Below are 17961 nucleotides of genomic sequence, written 5' to 3'. Positions count from 1 at the left end.
ATCTCGCTGGGGCGTGAATTTCGTTCAGTTTTCAGCATTTAAAGGCTATTTGGAAGACTTCAAAATGTGACTCACCTAATCACTCACCTTTTCATCTGTGTTTTTTGGTTACAATTGCTATTCTTTAAACATAGATAAATTTTAGAAAAAATAATCTTATTTTAATTTCAAATACAGTTTTTTTGCCCTTTAATTAATTATTTAATTAAGCCTTGAAAGAATAAATGATATAAAACTGAATTGTTTTTACTAATTATTTTAGCAATATTTGTTATATATAATTGAGCCACCAACTGAGTGTTATTTAAGTGTTTTTTTTAAAAAATTTAAGATATAAAAATTTAATTTTGATCATGGGACAAATTGATATTTTTGGAGCTGCTCAAGAACGAGATGAAGCCCTTAAACCAGTTAGAGGAATAAATATTATACCTAATGGGGAATTTACTTTTATTCCTGATTTTTTTACCCCTGTAGAAAGTGATAGTTATTTTCGAAGACTTAGATCAGAATCAGATTGGAAGCAAGAGTCTATGAATATGTATGGTAAAAAGATTCCCTTTCCAAGACTTACTGCCTGGTACGGAGATAGTGATAAGCCCTATTCGTTTTCAGGATTGACGTTACAACCATCCCCATGGACCAAAGATTTAATAGAAATAAGAGATAAGATTAAGACATTAGCGAATGTGGTTTTTAATAGTGTTTTGCTTAATCTGTACCGTAATGGAAATGACTCAATATCATGGCACACTGATGCAGAGCGTGAGCTCGGATTAAATCCTGTGATCGCATCGGTTAACTTTGGATCAACAAGAACATTCCAGCTCAGACATTTGAAAACTAAACAAAAGATTGAGATAGAACTCGAAAAAGGTAGCCTTCTAATTATGTCCGGTGAGCTCCAGCATTACTGGCAACATCAAGTGCCCAAAACTTCTAAGCTTGTTGGTGAACGAATAAATCTTACCTTTAGAGTTCTAAATTAGAACTCTATGCCATATTATTTTAAGCTCCCTATTTATGCGGAGTTAACCGACCCTCAAAAGGCGGTACTTGATGAACCTGCTGCAGTCGCAATTGCAGGAGGACCCGGGACTGGTAAAAGTGTTGTTTCCCTTTGGCGCCACATCAGAAATCACAGCATTGGAACAAAGAAAAGCTTAATCCTGACTTACACTAAAACATTGGAAAGGTATCTCTCTGAATGCGCGGCAAAAGAAAATGCCGAGGCTGGTAGGGCAGTTAAAAGAACTACTGGCTGGAGTTTCGATCCTTCAGAGCATATCGATGAGATAATTGTCGATGAAGCGCAGGACAATAATAATGATTGTTATACATATCTAAAAAGATTTGTAGAAACAGTTTCCTACGGTGCCGACGAACAGCAAATTCTCTATCCTGAACATTCTAGTAGTGAAAAACAGCTTTTATCTTTATTCCCAGACAATAAGTTCTACGAACTAGATGAAAATTTTCGGAATTCCTATGAAATAATGCAATTTACCTCAGCCGCGCTGCCGAAGAAGTTAATCTCTAATGTGGTGATGGAGACCTTACAAAGAGATCGTAGCACTGGAATAAAACCAAAATGTCTTGTTACTGGTGGGATTTGGGAAAAGCGTACCCAAGGTATGATTGACATTATTAATGAATTTGAATCTGATACGCACAACATCGGAATCTTCCTGCCAAAAAAGAGTAATGTTCGAAATTGTCATGCACTTTTGCTTTCCAAAGGTGTGAAATGCACAATGTATATTCATGATGGTGAAGAAATTTTAGATATTGGTGGGGTCCATGTAACTACATTTAAGTCTGCCAAAGGGATAGAATTTGATACAGTAATCCTTCCAGATTTTCAAGATTGGAAGTTGAACATCCAGAATTTGAATATTGTGGAGGAAAAAGATTACTATGTAGCCTTTACAAGGGCAAGAAGAAACTTATTTTTGATAAGTTCAACGAGTGTTTTAGGAATCGATCCAACAACATATGAAATAGAAAATTTATAATGAAAACTTCAAGCTTATATATTCCGATATTTTCCAAAGATCTGCCAGTTTATTTTAGTGCAGGTTTGATCATGCCATTCAACTTCTTCAAAAAAAGTCAAGAAATGAAGGTCGAGCCATTTGCTAGCTCATTGCTCTTTTCGGAATACAAATGGGTGGAACAGTTTAATTGCTCAATAGAGATCGTCTTAACTAATGATGAAAAAATGAAATTATTGCCCATAGATGATGGTATTTTCATTTTGAACAGTTGCTTGCCTATTACTAGAATAAAAAAAATATTTTTCAAAGAAAAAGAACAAGCTGATATTACTATCTGGAATACCAATATTGCAACAGCATTTATTCCGCAAAGGTTAGTGGATAGTGGCGCGGATGATATTAACAAACCAACCGAGATAAAATTGAAAAATGTTTCAATTCCAAGCTACGATGTAACTGATCTTACGGAAAACATCAATAGATTTAATGTTATTTTAGGTGGATTTTCTTTCTCAAAGGTTGCGGCAGCATTTCAAAAGTTGACCTATCCTAAAAACTATTTTGCCACCCTTGGCCATTTTAATTCCAAAATCGCGGATGAAGTCTCCTTGGCTGAAAAAGATCTTGAATTTGATTTTGATAGAAAAAATATAGGACTTTTTTCTAACAAATTTCAAAGTGAATGGTCGCCATATTTGAAGCTTATTTACAGTGATGTTAACAATGAAACAGTACGAAATCTCGCAAGAGAACTCGGAGTAGATATTCGGACTAGCTTGGGGGTTATTAAGCCGGATGACTCACTGAAAAATTCCATTCTATATGATTTTATTCTTCTAGCTACCTATGGCTCAACTAGATCGAAAAGTCTTGAAGATCTCATCTCATATCTAAAAAAAGCAAATTTATCTTCTACTAAACTTGAAGAAATTACACTTCTTTTTGGTCTTCACATAGGATACACAGGTTTGCGAAATGCTTATCAGGTTGATGGAAAGAAAGTCAATATTAAATTTGAATTGGAGAATCGACTTGATTATCATATAATTGAAAGCATTTTTCAATTCACTTTTAATGGAAAAAAAGATATTTATGAAACAGAATTCTTGGAAGAACTTTTCAGAGGTATCTATCAGCCAAATGTAAATAACATTCAAAATCCTCAATATGTAATATGCGGCGAGAAGGTAGAAGTTGTAAACGAACTAGAAATAGATTTCCAATTTTTACACCAGTTTGAACAAACTTTGAGTGTAGATCTTACAGAAGATTTTATTAAAGCTAATAACCATCCCCTAGTTTCGCTTGACAGGGGTAAGATATTATCTTACTTTCAAGAAATTGTTACAAATCGAACAAAAGCTGTAAGGGCAACAATTTGGGAAATAACAAAAGATATATCTAATAAAAACCTAATAAAAAAAGAGGTAGTGACTAAAGATTTAGAAAGAGCAAACAAAGTTGCTCAATCTGAATTAATCAAAAATGAAGAGTTGTCTCATCTAGCTCCATCTGAACTTAAAAAATTAGCAAAAAAGCTGAATATTCCAGTAAAAAAATCCTTCAAAGGTTCCATGCGTGAAATCCAAGAATTAATTAACAAAATAAATAACGTTCCAACCATTTTATAATTTAATGACGCTCTTAAAAGAACTAATCGATGCAGCTATAGATGCAGCATCGCTAGATACATATATCCAAGAAAATTTTGATACAATTTATGAATTTTTTACGTGGACACCAGATGCAGATCTTAAGAAAAATCTGCCTGTAATAAAAAGCCTTTTGACCCTCAAAAGAAGGGTTATTCTAAATTTGCCTGTCAGTGGAAATAACTTGGCATTTATTGCCTTGTTGCTTGAAGTTTCTGAGAGACTTAACTTAACCTCGCCATTTAGATATTTATTAAATTTCTTAGATGGTCATTTGTATGAATATCCGGGCAGATTAAAAGCTTCCGCGCAATTCCTTGTTGATGTAGATGATGCTGATACTTATCTGTCGAGATACGAAAATATATATAATCAGTTAAGCTTGTCCTTGGAAGAAGAAGAAGATAACGAAAATAAGGTTTTATCTACACTCGTTAACTATTACCTTAAAGCTATTCTCGACTTTGGTCCGTATAATCCGGGTTTGTCTGAAGCAATTAGAAAAAAGATCAACCAGACTTTAGCTGCCGACGAGAATTCATTCCTGAACAGGCCTTTGGTTTGGGATATACTGAAGACAGATACAGCTTCAATAGACTTTTCTACAGCTCACATTCAGGAATTACTTGATACATTTTTGGATAGAGGGATTGCAGTTGCCGAACGCAGTAAAGAACCTCTTATTGAAGAAGGCACAATTTATTCTAAAAAAATAGAACCTCTTAACAACCATTTTTCAGATATTAGACAAGTATCAGTACGAGAATATCAAACCTGTGGAACTGAAGCTATTAGATTGTCTCTACAGCGCGGGGTGCAAATACTGGATACAGAGTGTCAGTTAGCTGCTTACATGTACAGTTTTGGTAACATGCATTTTAAGAAACTCATGGAAGCCTTTTCAGTTTTACCAGAAGATATATTTTCAAAACATTTAAATCTTGTTGACTGGGGTTGTGGTCAAGGGATGGCTACTATGGTCCTTCAGGAATTTCTCGACAAGAATAATATTGAACTTGATTCTGCACATGCCGTACTTATTGAGCCATCATCAATAGCACTATCAAGAGCGGCATTACACTCAAAAAAGTATAACTCCGAATTGAAGGTTATTACAGTTAATAAAGACCTTGATTCAGTGGAACCAGAAGATTTTAAAGATATAAAAGGTACCACACATCTACACCTATTTTCTAATATTCTTGACATTGATTTTTTCTCTCTTCCTAATCTTATTAAACTAATCAAGAGCAGATTTCAAGGTATTAATTATTTTGTAGTGGTAAGTCCACTGCTAAACGATACCAAAACGGCAAGAATTGATAGTTTTGTTAAGTCTTTTTCAAGATTAACCGAATTTGAACTTTTAAAGGAGCCAGTAAATCAAGCCAAAGGAGAATGGCCTTCAGGGGCTACATGGACAAGAATTGAGCGAGTTTTTAAAGTAATTATAGATTAATTCGATTTCAGACCGTTAAACTAAAATCTTATCTGTCAACTAAATTTAACTATAAGTAATAACATCGTTTTCTCTAAGCTACTACTCCCTTGAAGCACTATTTTGATTTTGGCTTTTTCTTTCTGCATTTCTCCCATTTGCATGGCTTTGAAATTTAGGATAAAAAAAGGACTGCATTTCCTTGCAATCCTTATAGTGTCTAAGAATTTAAATAGGGACTATAACTTTAGGGTTTTATTATTTTCATCATAAAATTCACCAATTGTATATGGCTCTATGTTTAGGTCATCGTTAATCATAGAAGTGCTAAAAATCATTTGAAAGTCCTTGTCTGCGAATTTTTCTGAATTAGCTATATTGACAATATTTTTCTGAAAGTTCTTACTTCTGGCTTCTTCCATTCCTTTGTCTTCTATATTGTCACATAGGATAAATTTAGGATACCTCATGAAATCTAGCTCTATAGAAGCAAAAAATATCGCAAACCTAACACAGTTCTTTAGCAATACCATAGAACTAGCGGAAAATCTGTTTCTTCCATCTAAATAAAAACTATTTTTTGAGAAAGACAATGTTACATTTTTTCCGTCTACGAATGTAGACTCATACTCACCATCTCCTTTTAGTAATTCTAAGGTGTATTTTTGAATAGAAGCAAATACAGTTTGGGTTTTTCTTTCTTGATTACCTGCTAAAAGGTTGGTTTCAGACTCTAAAATTCCTATCCTTGATTTAAGTGCAGACTTTTGCACCATATATGCGGAATAGGAGTTATGCAACTGCATTTCTTTATCTAAAAATTCTATATCAGACTTTAATTTGCCTTTTTGCTCTAATAACTTGTCATAAAAGCTTTCCGTGGTGGTTCTTGTTTGATTTATAAAAATATCGTAGTCTGTCTGAATAGTTTTAATTGTCTTTTTAATTGAATCTAATATATCTGTAAGTTCAGTGAGTTGGATTGTTTTATCTTGAAATAATATTTTAGACTCTTTAAGTTGAGCATCAAGTTCTAATTTAGCTCTTAAAACTTTGGAGTTTGTTGCTTCAGGTTCTTTTTCAGCTTTGCACAAGTGACAGATATTATCTGCTTCTTCATTGGTAAGTTTTCCTAAACAAACTGGACAGTAGGAAATATTGATATCCTTGAAACTTTCTCTTGCATTAAGAGACTCATTAATTGCAATAATTTTTTCTTCAACTTCACTAATAAATTCTCTACTATCTATTATATCTAGATTTAAAATATCTATTTGATTTGCTACCTGATTAAATTCATTCTTTGCTTTAGTAAGGCTAATCCGAAAGTTTTCTAGAGATTTTTGTGTTTCAGTACCAGTATTTTTATTTACAACGGGTTCAGCTAACTTCGCATTTATGTTGTTTAGTTCGGTTTCTTTTTTTTGCTTTGTCTGAAGTATCTTTTCAGAATGGAGTTCAAATTCAGAATTTTTTAAAACATCTTCAATTGCAGTTATTTGTTTATCAATATTGACTAGTTCTTTTTTACGTTCTTTTAATTCCATCTGCTTTCTAAGCAATATGTCATCATAAGTCCCTAAAAGTAGGTAGCCAATCGCTTGTCTAACAGTTGGTGAGTCAAAATCCTCATTTCTCATTAAACCATCAAGGGATGATAACTGGTCAATATATATAAGTCGTAGGATTTGATTTATCGTTATAGTCTCTTCATTATCTGAAGATATTTCGGGGAAATTTAAAATTTTAAATAATAGCTGACTGAAACTCTCATTATTATCATTCTTGTTATATGGATGAACTATCCAGCCATTTATAGCAGAATTTAATGATTGCTCTAATGTGCCGATATATATAGCCATAGGTCGTCGACCACTATCGCTTATTGCTCTCTTTAGAGTTAATATCTTATCGTTAATAGTAACTTCAGCTACAACAAAATCACAAGATAATGCTTCAGGTAACCAATTTAAAAATTCCCCACCTAAAGCAAAAAAAATAAAATTGGACACAGTTGATTTTCCAGAGCTATTATGCCCTCTAATTATATTAATTCCGCTATGAAACTTTTCATTATAAACTTCCTTACCATTTTTGGAAACTAGTAACTGATTTAGTTTAAGAGAGCTCATATCTATATTCCATAAGTTTTGTACGTTCTTTTAATTCTTTAAGTGCTAGCTTGCTGGCATAGCTATTCAAAAATTCGAGATACTTCTGCTCAAAATCTCTTAAATTTAATTCAAACGGAATTTGTTTGTCTGTCCTTAAAATAATTTTCTTTTGAAATAATGCATTGTCAATTAAGTCATAGGATGCTAATGCATTTAAAGCTAAATATTGGAAACCTGAAATCCTTCTAAAAACCTCAATAGGATTATGGATTATATTATATTTGTTTTCCGCTTTAATAACTTTGTAATGTCTAAGGGCTGTAGGTATTGTTATCTTTCTCAAATCATTTGGGAAGAGGAAAAAGTAGTCATATATCCTTATTCTATCATATGAATATTTCTGCTTTGGAAGATTTTCCAAAACCTTTAATATTCTTATCATACAATGATAATTATCAAATGCAGGGTGATAAATTAACATTATTTCCAGCTAATGTGGCAGTTGCCCGTTAAAAAATATACCATTCCTAATACGTCATCTCTATATAAGTCCAGGACGTTATCAATACCTAATTCATCTTCTATAGGCTTAATGACCTTTTCCAAAAGAATGTCTTTGATTTCTAATTTTGATTTTCTCTCTCTAATAGCTTCTACTACACATAAATCAAAAGCAACGAATATTTTTGCTAGTAGATATCCATGAATTTTTTGTTTAGCAATTGAAAAGTTGTTCTGATACAAATACTTAGTATATTCTTCCTTCAATCTCATAGCCATTTTGATGTCACTTTCAAATCCACCATCTTCTAATTTTTTCGGCAAGCCAATAAATTCAGTATCAATTACATCACTGTATTTTTGTATTTTATCTATGATAGTATTTAAAGTAGTATCCCCTGATTCACGTTCCTTATTATATCCGTCAACTAACTTTTGATATGCACCTCCTGAAATTGGTTCAGGTGGATTGTATATAGTTGTGGGTTGATAGTTTATGTCACCTTCTGCCTGAATCTGGGTTGAACCTGCGCCAGCCTCCTGACTTTGTTCTCTTTTTAAAGCCATTACTAGTGAATGTTCATATCACCGCCAGACTGATATTGAGTTGAGTTAGCACCTGCCTTTTGCTTCATTTTAATATTACCACCATCCCTGGTCTTAATAAAGGGAAGACCTATTAGGGCAATGATTGAAGTTGTTAAGGCAATAAGGGGTTCATAATCTCTTACATTATAATACCAAATAGCAGATGCTAAGAACACTATAGTGCTAAGGAGAATTAAAGAGTACTTTACGAATTTTGACATGAGCGTAAATTTTTGAATTTAGCCAAAGTAACAATTTCTTAATTAATCTCATAAGCTTAGATGTATACTAAAGTTAATATTTATCAACATAATTAAAGAATGTTGATAAATGGAAGGAATAAAGCTAAACATAAAATAATATTAATGCTAATTTTTTTAGTAAAATATATTAAGTTCTGTATCTTCTCCAGGCAAAACCTTGAAAAGCTCCAACACTTCCAGAAATATTGAAAGGTATCGACCAATAGAATGCCAGACCACCATATATCGTTATCTCCGAAAAATACAATCTCATCCAAAGCTAAAAAGCAGAAATCGAAAAACTTAGTATAAAACTTGCAGGGATTTTCTGAATGGACACTTTAAACTATCACATATTCCCGTTTTGCCAAGAAAAACGACCGAAGTTTTTGCCAAAAGATTTCACCCTCTGTCCGTAGAGTTAAGCGCAGCGTCTCTACGGATATTAGAATAAATTGAACTTATAAACTCAAATAAAAGCGAGTCACAGACGCTGTTCTATTTACTAATCCGTAGAGCAAGATTTCGTGCGAGTTCTGGCAATTTCCTAAAAGCAAAAGCCCTGCTAATCGCGCGATTGCAGGGTTTTATATATTTCGATAATCTTTACTGTGATCCCAGAGGGAAATGTATACCTCCTGATCTGTTTAAACTGTAGGCTTAAACTTTAGGCAAGCTGTAACCGTTGTGATACTGAGCCAACAGGTATTTATCGTTTACCTTCTGGTCTGTAAACTGATGTTTGGCATGGTCCCATGATAATTTTTGTCCGCTTCTGAAGGCAAGATTTCCCATTTGGGCAACGGTAGCTACATGCGCAGCATCCTGTATGGAGCAGTTCAGTTCTTCTTTTTTTCTGGATCTGACCACACTAAAAAAATTGACCATATGATTGTCCAGTCCATTATCTGAAGATTTAACAAAGGGCTTGCTCACTTTATTGCCGCTTACCTTTTCTTCAATAACTTCCCAGCCTTGCCTGTTGAGGATCAGCGTGCCGTTGTTACCGATATAGGCAATGCCATGGTTGCGGTTATAAGAGCCGTTATCTATACCCATGGCAGAATCCCATACCATGTTGAACTTGTCAAACTCATATAAGGTAGTCAGCGTATCAGGCGTTTCTTCATACAGATCGGGATAGGCGAAGCGGCCACCTAATGCTGATATGGTTTTTGGTACAGGTGAGTTCATACCCAGCAAGCCATAATCCAGTAAATGCACGCCCCAGTCGGTCATTAAGCCACCGGCATAATCCCAAAACCAGCGGAAATTGAAGTGATATCTGCTGGCATTGAATGCTCTTTTATTTGCCGGCCCAAGCCACATGGCATAATCAACGCCTGCAGGGGGTAGGGTATCAGGCACTATGGGCGCAGGTTTCATCCAGCCCTGGTAACACCATACTTTTACCGTTCTGATATTTCCCAGCTGGCCGCTCTTTACAAAATCTACCGCATCTTTAAAATGTTGCTGACTGCGCTGCCATTGACCTGCCTGCACAACTTTATTGTATTTTTCCTGCGCTTTGACCATGGTACTGCATTCGACAATAGAGTTGCCGACCGGCTTTTCAACATACACATCTTTACCTGCCTGTACGGCATGGATCATCATCAGGGCATGCCAGTGATCGGGTGTGCCGATAATTACAGCGTCGACATCTTTATTATCGAGCAGCGCACGATAATCTTTATATCTTTTTACTTTTGCGGCGTCAACATTCATCGATTTTAATTCGGCTATCCTTTCATCAAGCACATTGGCATCACTGTCGCACAGGGCGATCAGGTTTACGCCCGGTACTTTAAGGGCCGCTTTGAGGTCGGACCATCCCATGCCTTTGATTCCGATTACACCAATATTGATTTGATCGTTTGCGCCAATCGTTTTACTGAAAAGGGCATAGGCAGGATTGTCTAAGGCAGAAAGCAGGGCAGTGGTTCCCACTGCGGTTGCAGCGTAGTGGAGGAAATTTCTACGGTTTAACATTTAATTTAGGTTAGATTTATACTGAAAGTAAATTACAAAATAATTAGCGGAGCATCCAGGATATCGTAAAATTAATAAGAATGTTACCCATATCTTTGTCCATATTGACTCACCTAACCGCTCTCCATTTTTTTTCGGTACGTTTTAGCTGCAACTACTATTGATGAAACATTTTTATTGAAAAGTCTCACAAACTTTCTGTCCTGTGAATAAAACTTAACTAAAATTAAGAAGACTTGGAATAATTTTAATTTAACGACTTCCTGAATTCCAGAGGTGAAATATCAGTTTTAGCTTTAAACAGTTTACTAAAGGATTGGGAATGCTCAAACCCCAATTCGTAAGCAATTTCACTTACTGAAAGTTCAGTGGTGGAGAGCTTTTCTTTGGCTTTTTCAATCAGCTTTTCGTGGATGTGCTGTTGTGTGGTTTGTCCGGTTAAAGTTTTCAAAAGGCTCCTCATATAGTATTGCGACATATTGAATTTGTCTGAAAGAAGCCGGACACTTGGCAAACCTTGTTCTTTGAGATGATTTCCTTCGAAATAATCTTTGAGCAGAATTTCCAGACGTTCTAAAAACTGATGATGCGCTTTGTGACGCGTAATAAACTGTCGCTGATAAAATCTTTGAGCATAATTCAGAAGCGTTTCCAACTGAGAAATAATAATGCGCTGGCTGAATTTATCAATGTTGGTTTGATATTCCTGCTTGATATTATCAGTAATTTGCTGGATTTTTATTTCTTCATCTTCGGATAAGAATAATGCTTCATTGACAGAATAGTCAAAGAATTCATATTTCCTGATTGCGCTAGCCAAGGGCGTGTTCCAAAGAAAATCCGGATGAATCATCATCATCCACCCGGACGGATTTTTGCCATTCTGTTCTCGTATAACGCTCAAGATCTGATGTGGAGCCATACAGAACATTACCCCCTCATCAAAATCGTAATCTTGCTGCCCATATATATATTTATGATCCATATCCCGCTTAACAGAAATCATATAAAAATCAAACATTAAACGCTGCTTTCCGCTTTCCAAAGCCGGCGCCATATCTTCAAAATTAATCACACTGATGAGCGGATGTTTTGGCTTTGGCAAGCCACGTAAAGTATGAAATTGAGGGATGGTTTTTATTCTTAACGGCGAATCAGACATCAGTTTAAATATTTAATCAAATTTAATGAATATAAAGGTACAGACTATCTTACCTCAGCGAAATAAACATCATTTTGCAAATCTTCCATCAAAGTTGGCTGTTGAGGTTTCCAACCTAATGTTACCTTAGTTGCTTCACTCGAAGTCTGATTATTAAGCTTTACAAAATGTGCAAACCAGCCGAAATGTTCTACTGCTTCATCGTTCGTAAGGGACACAAGTGGAATCTGCAATTTTTCTGCAATAAAAGTTGCAATATCTTTAAATGGAATTCCCTGCTCTGCAACTGCATGATATCTTGTCCCGATTATGAAAGGTTTTTCCAAAGCTAATCGGTACAATTTTGCTGCATCTAGTACGTGCACAGCAGGCCAGAAATTACGGCCATCGTTAATAATGGCAGCCTTTCTTTTTTCTTTTGCAATATTGATCGAAGTCGGAACAAAACCAATTACATCTCCTTTACCGTGAACAGCTGGAGAGAGTCTTATAACGGCAACTTTCACACCTTTTGCCGCTACAGCATCAGCTGCATTTTCTGTTGCAATTCTGGGATGCGGATGGTTTGCGGAAAGGTCTTTTTCGGTTGTGATTCCGTCTTTTGAAAAAAGTGCAGTTCCTGAAGTGATGAGAAAAGGTTTGTCTGTTCCCAATAAAGCTTCGCCTATTGTTTCAATCACTTTTCCATCAAGTTTACACATTTCCTCGAACCTTGCAAAATCGTGTACAAATCCTAAATGAATCACTGCATCTGAAGCGATAACTCCTGATTTCAAACTTTCAAAATCATTTAAATCTCCGCTATGTGCTTCTGCGCCTGCGGCAATCAATTTCTTTACTGATTCTTGCGAACGGGCCAATCCCAAAACCTGGTGCCCATGGGCTAATAATTCCTGTACTACGGCAGTTCCTACGAAACCTGTAGCGCCTGTAACAAATACTTTCATTTTGATATTATTTAATGATGCAAAGTTCAGCTATCGTTTCTGTACGGTTGTAGCCGAAAAGTATTTTCTTGTAGCCGAAATGCGATTATTACCTATTTAGTGTTTTACAAATCGAACCCCGGCCGGCGCTTCTGTTCGAATTTCAGCAGGAATAAAACAAAAAAACCTCACATTTCTGTGAGGTTTTCTGTGATCCCGCTGGGATTTTTCGCTCGCGCTAGCCATGCTCATACCTGCTCAAGAAAAAGTTCGAACCCGGGTTCGAATCCCTTTTAAACAAAAAATCCCCCAACTTTCGTTGGAGGATTTCTGTGATCCCGCTGGGATTCGAACCCAGGACCACTACATTAAAAGTGTAATGCTCTACCAGCTGAGCTACGGAATCTACTTTGCTTAAAACGTTATCCGTTTCCTTTAAAGTGGTGCAAATATAGGGTTATGAAGCATTTCCTGCAAATAAAAAATCGCCAAATGTGTTAGTGTATTGATTTATAGGCGAATTAATTATTTAGCTTCTCTTTTTTAAACTTAATTGATATTTTTATCGCTCCTAATTTAATATCAATCATGCATAGATTTCTTTCTGCTTTGTTTTTTTTGCCGCTTCTTTTTATACTTTCTTGTCAATCTAAGCACGCTAAGGAAGAAGAACAGGCTAAACACAAGCAAGATTCTTTAGCCTCATGCGAAAAAAATATGCCAAGCCGTCTTGGGGCGGTAAAAGATTCTTCAAGTTTCGCTTCCAATAATAACGTAAGTCATGAAGGCATGGTTTTAATTCCAGCAGGCGAGTTTGCCATGGGCGCTTCTGATAAAGAGGGTAGAGATGATGAATACCCACAGCATCGGGTTAAAGTTTCTTCTTTCTGGATTGATGCTACCGAAGTAACCAATGCCAGTTTTAAAAAGTTTGTAGATGCGACCGGATATCTTACTACGGCCGAACGTAAGCCAGATTGGGAAGAAATGAAAAAACAGCTTCCGGCAGGTACGCCCAAACCGCCTGACAGTGTTTTTGTTGCAGCATCTTTGGTTTTCTATCAGCCTAAAAGTGTTACCTCTTTAAACGATGCCTCACAATGGTGGCGTTGGGTTAAAGGTGCCAATTGGAAACATCCTCATGGGCCGGGCAGCGATATTAAAGGAAAAGAAAACTTTCCGGTTGTACACGTATCATGGGATGATGCCATGGCCTATTGTAAATGGTCGGGTAAACGGTTGCCAACTGAGGCAGAGTGGGAGTACGCCGCGAGAGGTGCTTTGAAAAATGAAAAATATCCCTGGGGGAACGAAGATATAGAAAAAGGTAAAGTAAAAGCCAATACCTGGCAGGGGAGCTTTCCTGTTAAAAACACCAATTGGGATGGTTTTAATGGTTTAGCTGCAGTGAAAAAATTTAAGCCGAACGGTTATGGACTCTATGATATGGCGGGCAACGTATGGGAGTGGTGCAGCGATTGGTACCGGCCCGATTATTATAGCACGCTTTCAGGGTTGAGCACCAATCCTAAAGGTCCGTCAGATAGCTACGATCCTATGGAACCAACTATACCTAAAAGAGTGGTAAGGGGTGGTTCTTTTATGTGTAATGCCTCTTATTGTAAAGGTTACCGGGTAACTTCGAGAATGAAAACTTCTGTTGATACAGGCCTAGAGCACACGGGTTTTAGGTGCGTGAGCACCAACTAAAGCCCTTTTCTGTTAAAGTTGAAATTACGCAAACGTTTGATCCTTATTTTATTAAATATTATTGTTTAGTTTGGCCCGAACAAATTAAACCGAACCAAAACTTTATGCAACAAACAACTAAACCTGGTCAAACGCAAGGGCCTAAACCACTTATTATCATTTGTGCCCTATTCTTTATTTTTGGATTTGTAACCTGGGCAAACGGAACATTAATTCCTTTCTTTAAATTATCTTTCGGATTATCAAACCTACAGGCCTTCTTCGTAACCTTTGCATCGTATATGGCTTACTTCTTTTTAGCACTGCCATCATCATGGATACTTAAAAAAGTTGGCTTTAAAAATGGAATTGTTTTAGGCTTGGTTATTTTAGGCCTGGGTTCTTTGATATTTATACCTGCGGCCCAAACCAGAACCTTTGGTTTGTTTTTAACCGGAATTTTTGTTCAGGGGGCTGCGTTAGCTTTGTTGCAAACCGCATCAAACCCTTACTTAACGATTATCGGCCCAATAGAAAGTGCTGCAAAACGGATCAGTATTGCGGGTATCTGTAATAAATTTGCCGGAATGATTGTGCCTTTGATTATGGGCAGTCTGTTTTTGAAAAATGCTTCAGAAGTAGAGAAACAGATCAAGGCCGCTACCGGCGCTGTGCACGAGCAGTTATTAAATGATGTTTTAGGCCGTGTAAATATGCCCTACATTGTTTTAGCGATCGTTTTCTGCCTTTTTGCCGTTTTTATTAAATTCACCAACCTTCCGGAGGTTGAAGTAGAAGAAGATGTGATCGACGAAAGCAAAGGAGAGGTAGTAAAACATACAAGTATCTTTCAGTTCCCACACTTGTTCCTGGGTGCACTTTGTATTTTTGTATATGTAGGCGCAGAGGTTATGGCTGGCGATATTATCGGTATTTATGGTCGCGAGTTAGGCATTAGCGCAGAGATTAGCGGAAAGTTAACCTCTATCACGCTTTTCAGTATGTTAATCGGTTATATTATTGGTATTGTTACGATTCCAAAATATATCTCTCAGCAAAAAGCCCTTAGAATCTGTGCTATTTTAGGTATCATATTTACCATTTTATCTTTTGCAATCTCTAGCTGGTTTGCCGTAATTTTTGTAGCCCTATTGGGTTTAGCCAATTCATTAATGTGGCCGGCAATTTTCCCGCTGGGCATTAGCCACTTGGGTAAATTTACCAAAATAGGCTCGGCGATTATGATTATGGGTATTGCAGGCGGTGCATTAATGCCGTTATTATATGCTTTCTTAAATGAAAAATTACATATCAACTTTCAGTTGGCCTATCTTTTAACTGTATTACCATGTTACTTATACATTCTGTATTTTGCTATAAAAGGCCATAAAGCAGGATTGAATTTGAAATAACCAAAACCAAATAAATTTTATGATTAAGCCCGGTCTTTAATTAGATTGGGCTTTCTTTTGTCCTTAATTTTCAGTTATTTTGGCGAAATTATGAGCGAGGTTGGATCTTGCTACTCAATACCCAAATCTTAATACTTATATTACCATACTCATAACTCAATAATGAATAAAGCTATTTTTCTCGACCGTGACGGTGTACTCAATCACGAAATATACGATTACATCTGCCGTGTTGAAGATTTTAAAATCCTGGATTACCAGATTCCGGTATTAAAAAAACTGTTCGACGAAGGTTATCTTTTAATCGTAATTACCAACCAGGGCGGTATTGCTTTAAAACGTTATACCGAACAGGAGCTGGCCATTATGCACCAAATGCTCCGCAACGCTTTTGTGGCTAAAGGAGCTGATATTGCAGGTTTTTATTATTGCCCGCATCATCCAACCGTTGGCGGCGAGTGCAAGTGTAGAAAACCTGCTTCAGGAATGATTTTAGATGCAATTGATATGTACGATATCGACCCGGCTCAATCTATTATGATCGGCGATAAACCAAGAGATGTTGAAGCTGCAAATGGGGCAGGAGTAAAGGGGATTCTAATCGAACCTGATGAGCAGATCAGTTATGAGAAAATTAAAGAAGTCCTTAGTCGGGAGTCTTTAGTCTAGCGTCTTTTATCATTTGGGCGTTTTAACACGCTGTACACTGTATCTTTTTGGCTGTCCTTCGACTACGCTCAGGATAACAGCCAAAAAGGATGCCGTTTCCATCGTTAACGCAGAATCATTTTACAGAATTTCTAAACTGGCAAAAGAACTTCTATTACTGCCCCCTAGACCTGATTGAAATGGCATTCCGGTATTCGGTTAATTTATCTTTATCTGGCATTCACCGGAATATAATGGAAAGCTGGACTACAGCCACCGACGAGCACTGTTTCTGCACTCCAAAAAAGAAAATCGCAATAACTTACAAAGTTTAGAGAGAAGGAGCGGATGAACAACTTCGTCAGCCAGAAACCTGCTGATTTCTACTACTCTTTGCTATACTTACGAAATCCTTCCACGCGTTTGCCCATTGAAATTTCGTAAGGTGTCCATGAAACAAAAAATCCTAAGTTTTGAACCGGAAATCCGACTCAAGACTTAGGACTAAAGACTCTCGACTTTATAATTCTTATTTCCCAGCAGCTTTAGCGTGGTCAGCTAAAAATGTAGCTAAACCGCTATCTGTTAATGGGTGTTTTAATAAACCAACAATAGCAGCCAATGGTGCAGTAATTACATCAGCACCTAATTTAGCACAGTTTACAATGTGTAATGGTCCGCGGATTGATGCAGCTAAAATCTGAGTTTCGTAACCGTAGTTATCAAAAATAGTTCTGATATCTTCAATTAAAACCAAACCATCACTAGAAATATCATCTAAACGGCCTAAGAACGGAGAAACATAAGTAGCTCCGGCTTTAGCGGCTAATAATGCCTGTCCGGCAGAGAAAATTAAAGTACAGTTTGTTTTGATTCCTTTTGACGAGAAATATTTAATGGCTTTAACACCATCTTTAATCATTGGAACTTTTACTACGATTTTCGGGTTTAAAGCGGCCAGCGCTTCACCTTCTTTAACAATCTCATCGAAAGTAGTCGCAATAACTTCAGCACTTACGTTATCATCAACAATATCGCAAATCGCTTTGTAGTGGTTAATTACATTTTGTTCGCCGGTAATACCTTCTTTCGCCATTAAGCTAGGGTTGGTGGTTACGCCATCTAAAATGCCAAGATCTTGCGCCTCTTTGATTTGATCAAGATTTGCTGTGTCAATAAAAAATTTCATGTTTATAAATTCTTAAATATTTGAGTTTCTATGATTGAACCCTGAAGAATTTAATTCCCCCTTCAGGGGATTAAGGGAAAAGAAAAAAAGGGCAAGCACCTTCTATCGCACCGCTACAACCTTCTACCCTTGCTGTGTTCCCACCCTGGGGGAGTTCAAAGGGAGCTGGTCGTAAAAGACTTGCCCGGCCACAAAGGTAGAAAAAGAAGTTGTTTCGCAAAACGCATTTTTGTATTTTTTTTCTCTTTTAGGCTATGTGGCTGATTAGTAAATTAATAAAATCAAAATGTGTATTTTTAAATTATAGAAGGAAATACAAGATAAACATTTTTTTAAGCAAGATATTTGTATATGAATTAAATATTCACAAATAAATCATTTGAATAAAACGATTTAGGCTGGAATTTGGCA

The 17961-nt window shown here is 36.4% G+C and carries 15 protein-coding genes, 1 tRNA gene and 1 other RNA gene; 7 read left to right on the top strand and 10 right to left on the bottom strand.

The window, feature by feature from the left end; translation table 11 throughout:
- The first annotated feature begins 353 nt into the window (after positions 1–353).
- From AC07VK_RS05430 to AC07VK_RS05415, 4 genes are read left to right on the top strand one after another with little or no spacing between them, the layout of a single operon-like run.
- Positions 354–989, top strand: a complete 636-nt coding sequence (locus tag AC07VK_RS05430; RefSeq protein ID WP_492958866.1) for an alpha-ketoglutarate-dependent dioxygenase AlkB family protein — start codon at positions 354–356, stop codon at positions 987–989.
- Between the two features lie 6 nt (positions 990–995).
- Positions 996–2015, top strand: coding sequence for a 3'-5' exonuclease (locus AC07VK_RS05425; RefSeq protein ID WP_492958863.1), 1020 nt, complete (start codon positions 996–998; stop codon positions 2013–2015).
- Positions 2015–3628, top strand: a complete 1614-nt coding sequence (locus tag AC07VK_RS05420) for a hypothetical protein (protein WP_492958861.1) — start codon at positions 2015–2017, stop codon at positions 3626–3628. Before AC07VK_RS05425 ends, AC07VK_RS05420 begins: the two co-directional genes overlap by 1 nt.
- Before the next feature lie 4 nt (positions 3629–3632).
- Positions 3633–5108, top strand: coding sequence for a hypothetical protein (locus AC07VK_RS05415; RefSeq protein WP_492958859.1), 1476 nt, complete (start codon positions 3633–3635; stop codon positions 5106–5108).
- Between the two features lie 218 nt (positions 5109–5326).
- Here the strand turns inward: AC07VK_RS05415 and AC07VK_RS05410 are convergent, their stop codons facing one another.
- The 8 genes from AC07VK_RS05410 to AC07VK_RS05375 all read right to left on the bottom strand — a co-directional run bounded on the left by AC07VK_RS05410 (position 5327) and on the right by AC07VK_RS05375 (position 13018).
- Positions 5327–7219, bottom strand: a complete 1893-nt coding sequence (locus AC07VK_RS05410; RefSeq protein WP_492958857.1) for an AAA family ATPase — start codon at positions 7217–7219, stop codon at positions 5327–5329.
- The gene (locus tag AC07VK_RS05405; protein ID WP_492958855.1) at positions 7206–7643 is read right to left on the bottom strand and encodes an ABC-three component system middle component 5; all 438 of its coding nucleotides are present in this window, start codon (positions 7641–7643) and stop codon (positions 7206–7208) included. Before AC07VK_RS05405 ends, AC07VK_RS05410 begins: the two co-directional genes overlap by 14 nt.
- Before the next feature lie 38 nt (positions 7644–7681).
- Positions 7682–8269 (bottom strand): ABC-three component system protein, encoded by a 588-nt coding sequence (locus AC07VK_RS05400; RefSeq protein ID WP_492958854.1) that lies wholly within the window; start codon positions 8267–8269, stop codon positions 7682–7684.
- A 2-nt stretch (positions 8270–8271) separates the two neighbouring features.
- A complete protein-coding gene (locus tag AC07VK_RS05395) occupies positions 8272–8511 on the bottom strand; it encodes a hypothetical protein (RefSeq protein WP_492958852.1) in 240 nt (79 codons plus the stop codon).
- Positions 8512–9192: 681 nt separating this feature from the next.
- The gene (locus AC07VK_RS05390) at positions 9193–10524 is read right to left on the bottom strand and encodes a Gfo/Idh/MocA family protein (protein ID WP_492958850.1); all 1332 of its coding nucleotides are present in this window, start codon (positions 10522–10524) and stop codon (positions 9193–9195) included.
- 247 nt (positions 10525–10771) lie between these two features.
- A complete protein-coding gene (locus AC07VK_RS05385) occupies positions 10772–11686 on the bottom strand; it encodes a helix-turn-helix domain-containing protein (RefSeq protein WP_492958848.1) in 915 nt (304 codons plus the stop codon).
- Positions 11687–11730: 44 nt separating this feature from the next.
- Entirely contained in the window at positions 11731–12633 is a 903-nt protein-coding gene (locus AC07VK_RS05380; protein ID WP_492958846.1) for an SDR family oxidoreductase, read from the bottom strand.
- Positions 12634–12945: 312 nt separating this feature from the next.
- A tRNA-Lys gene (locus tag AC07VK_RS05375) sits at positions 12946–13018 on the bottom strand.
- Between the two features lie 182 nt (positions 13019–13200).
- Here AC07VK_RS05375 and AC07VK_RS05370 point away from each other — a divergent pair.
- The 3 genes from AC07VK_RS05370 (at position 13201) to AC07VK_RS05360 (ending at position 16382) form a co-directional block, all read left to right on the top strand.
- Positions 13201–14322 carry a formylglycine-generating enzyme family protein gene (locus tag AC07VK_RS05370; protein ID WP_492958844.1) on the top strand — a complete coding sequence of 374 codons (1122 nt, stop codon included), beginning with the start codon at positions 13201–13203 and terminating at the stop codon, positions 14320–14322.
- 104 nt (positions 14323–14426) lie between these two features.
- A complete protein-coding gene (locus AC07VK_RS05365) occupies positions 14427–15713 on the top strand; it encodes a sugar MFS transporter (protein ID WP_492953605.1) in 1287 nt (428 codons plus the stop codon).
- A gap of 162 nt (positions 15714–15875) precedes the next feature.
- Positions 15876–16382, top strand: coding sequence for a D-glycero-alpha-D-manno-heptose-1,7-bisphosphate 7-phosphatase (locus AC07VK_RS05360; RefSeq protein ID WP_121287851.1), 507 nt, complete (start codon positions 15876–15878; stop codon positions 16380–16382).
- Between the two features lie 508 nt (positions 16383–16890).
- Here the strand turns inward: AC07VK_RS05360 and fsa are convergent.
- Complete coding sequence (gene fsa, locus AC07VK_RS05355) at positions 16891–17550, bottom strand: fructose-6-phosphate aldolase (RefSeq protein WP_025141909.1); 660 nt, start codon at positions 17548–17550, stop codon at positions 16891–16893.
- 86 nt (positions 17551–17636) lie between these two features.
- An RNA gene (gene ffs, locus AC07VK_RS05350) (signal recognition particle sRNA small type) lies at positions 17637–17736 on the bottom strand.
- Positions 17737–17961: the final 225 nt, after the last annotated feature.

The organism is Pedobacter sp. GW821-FHT01D05, assembly GCF_059422505.1.
The sequence above is the reverse complement of the archived record's forward strand: the minus strand, read 5'-3'. Positions and strand labels throughout refer to the sequence as shown.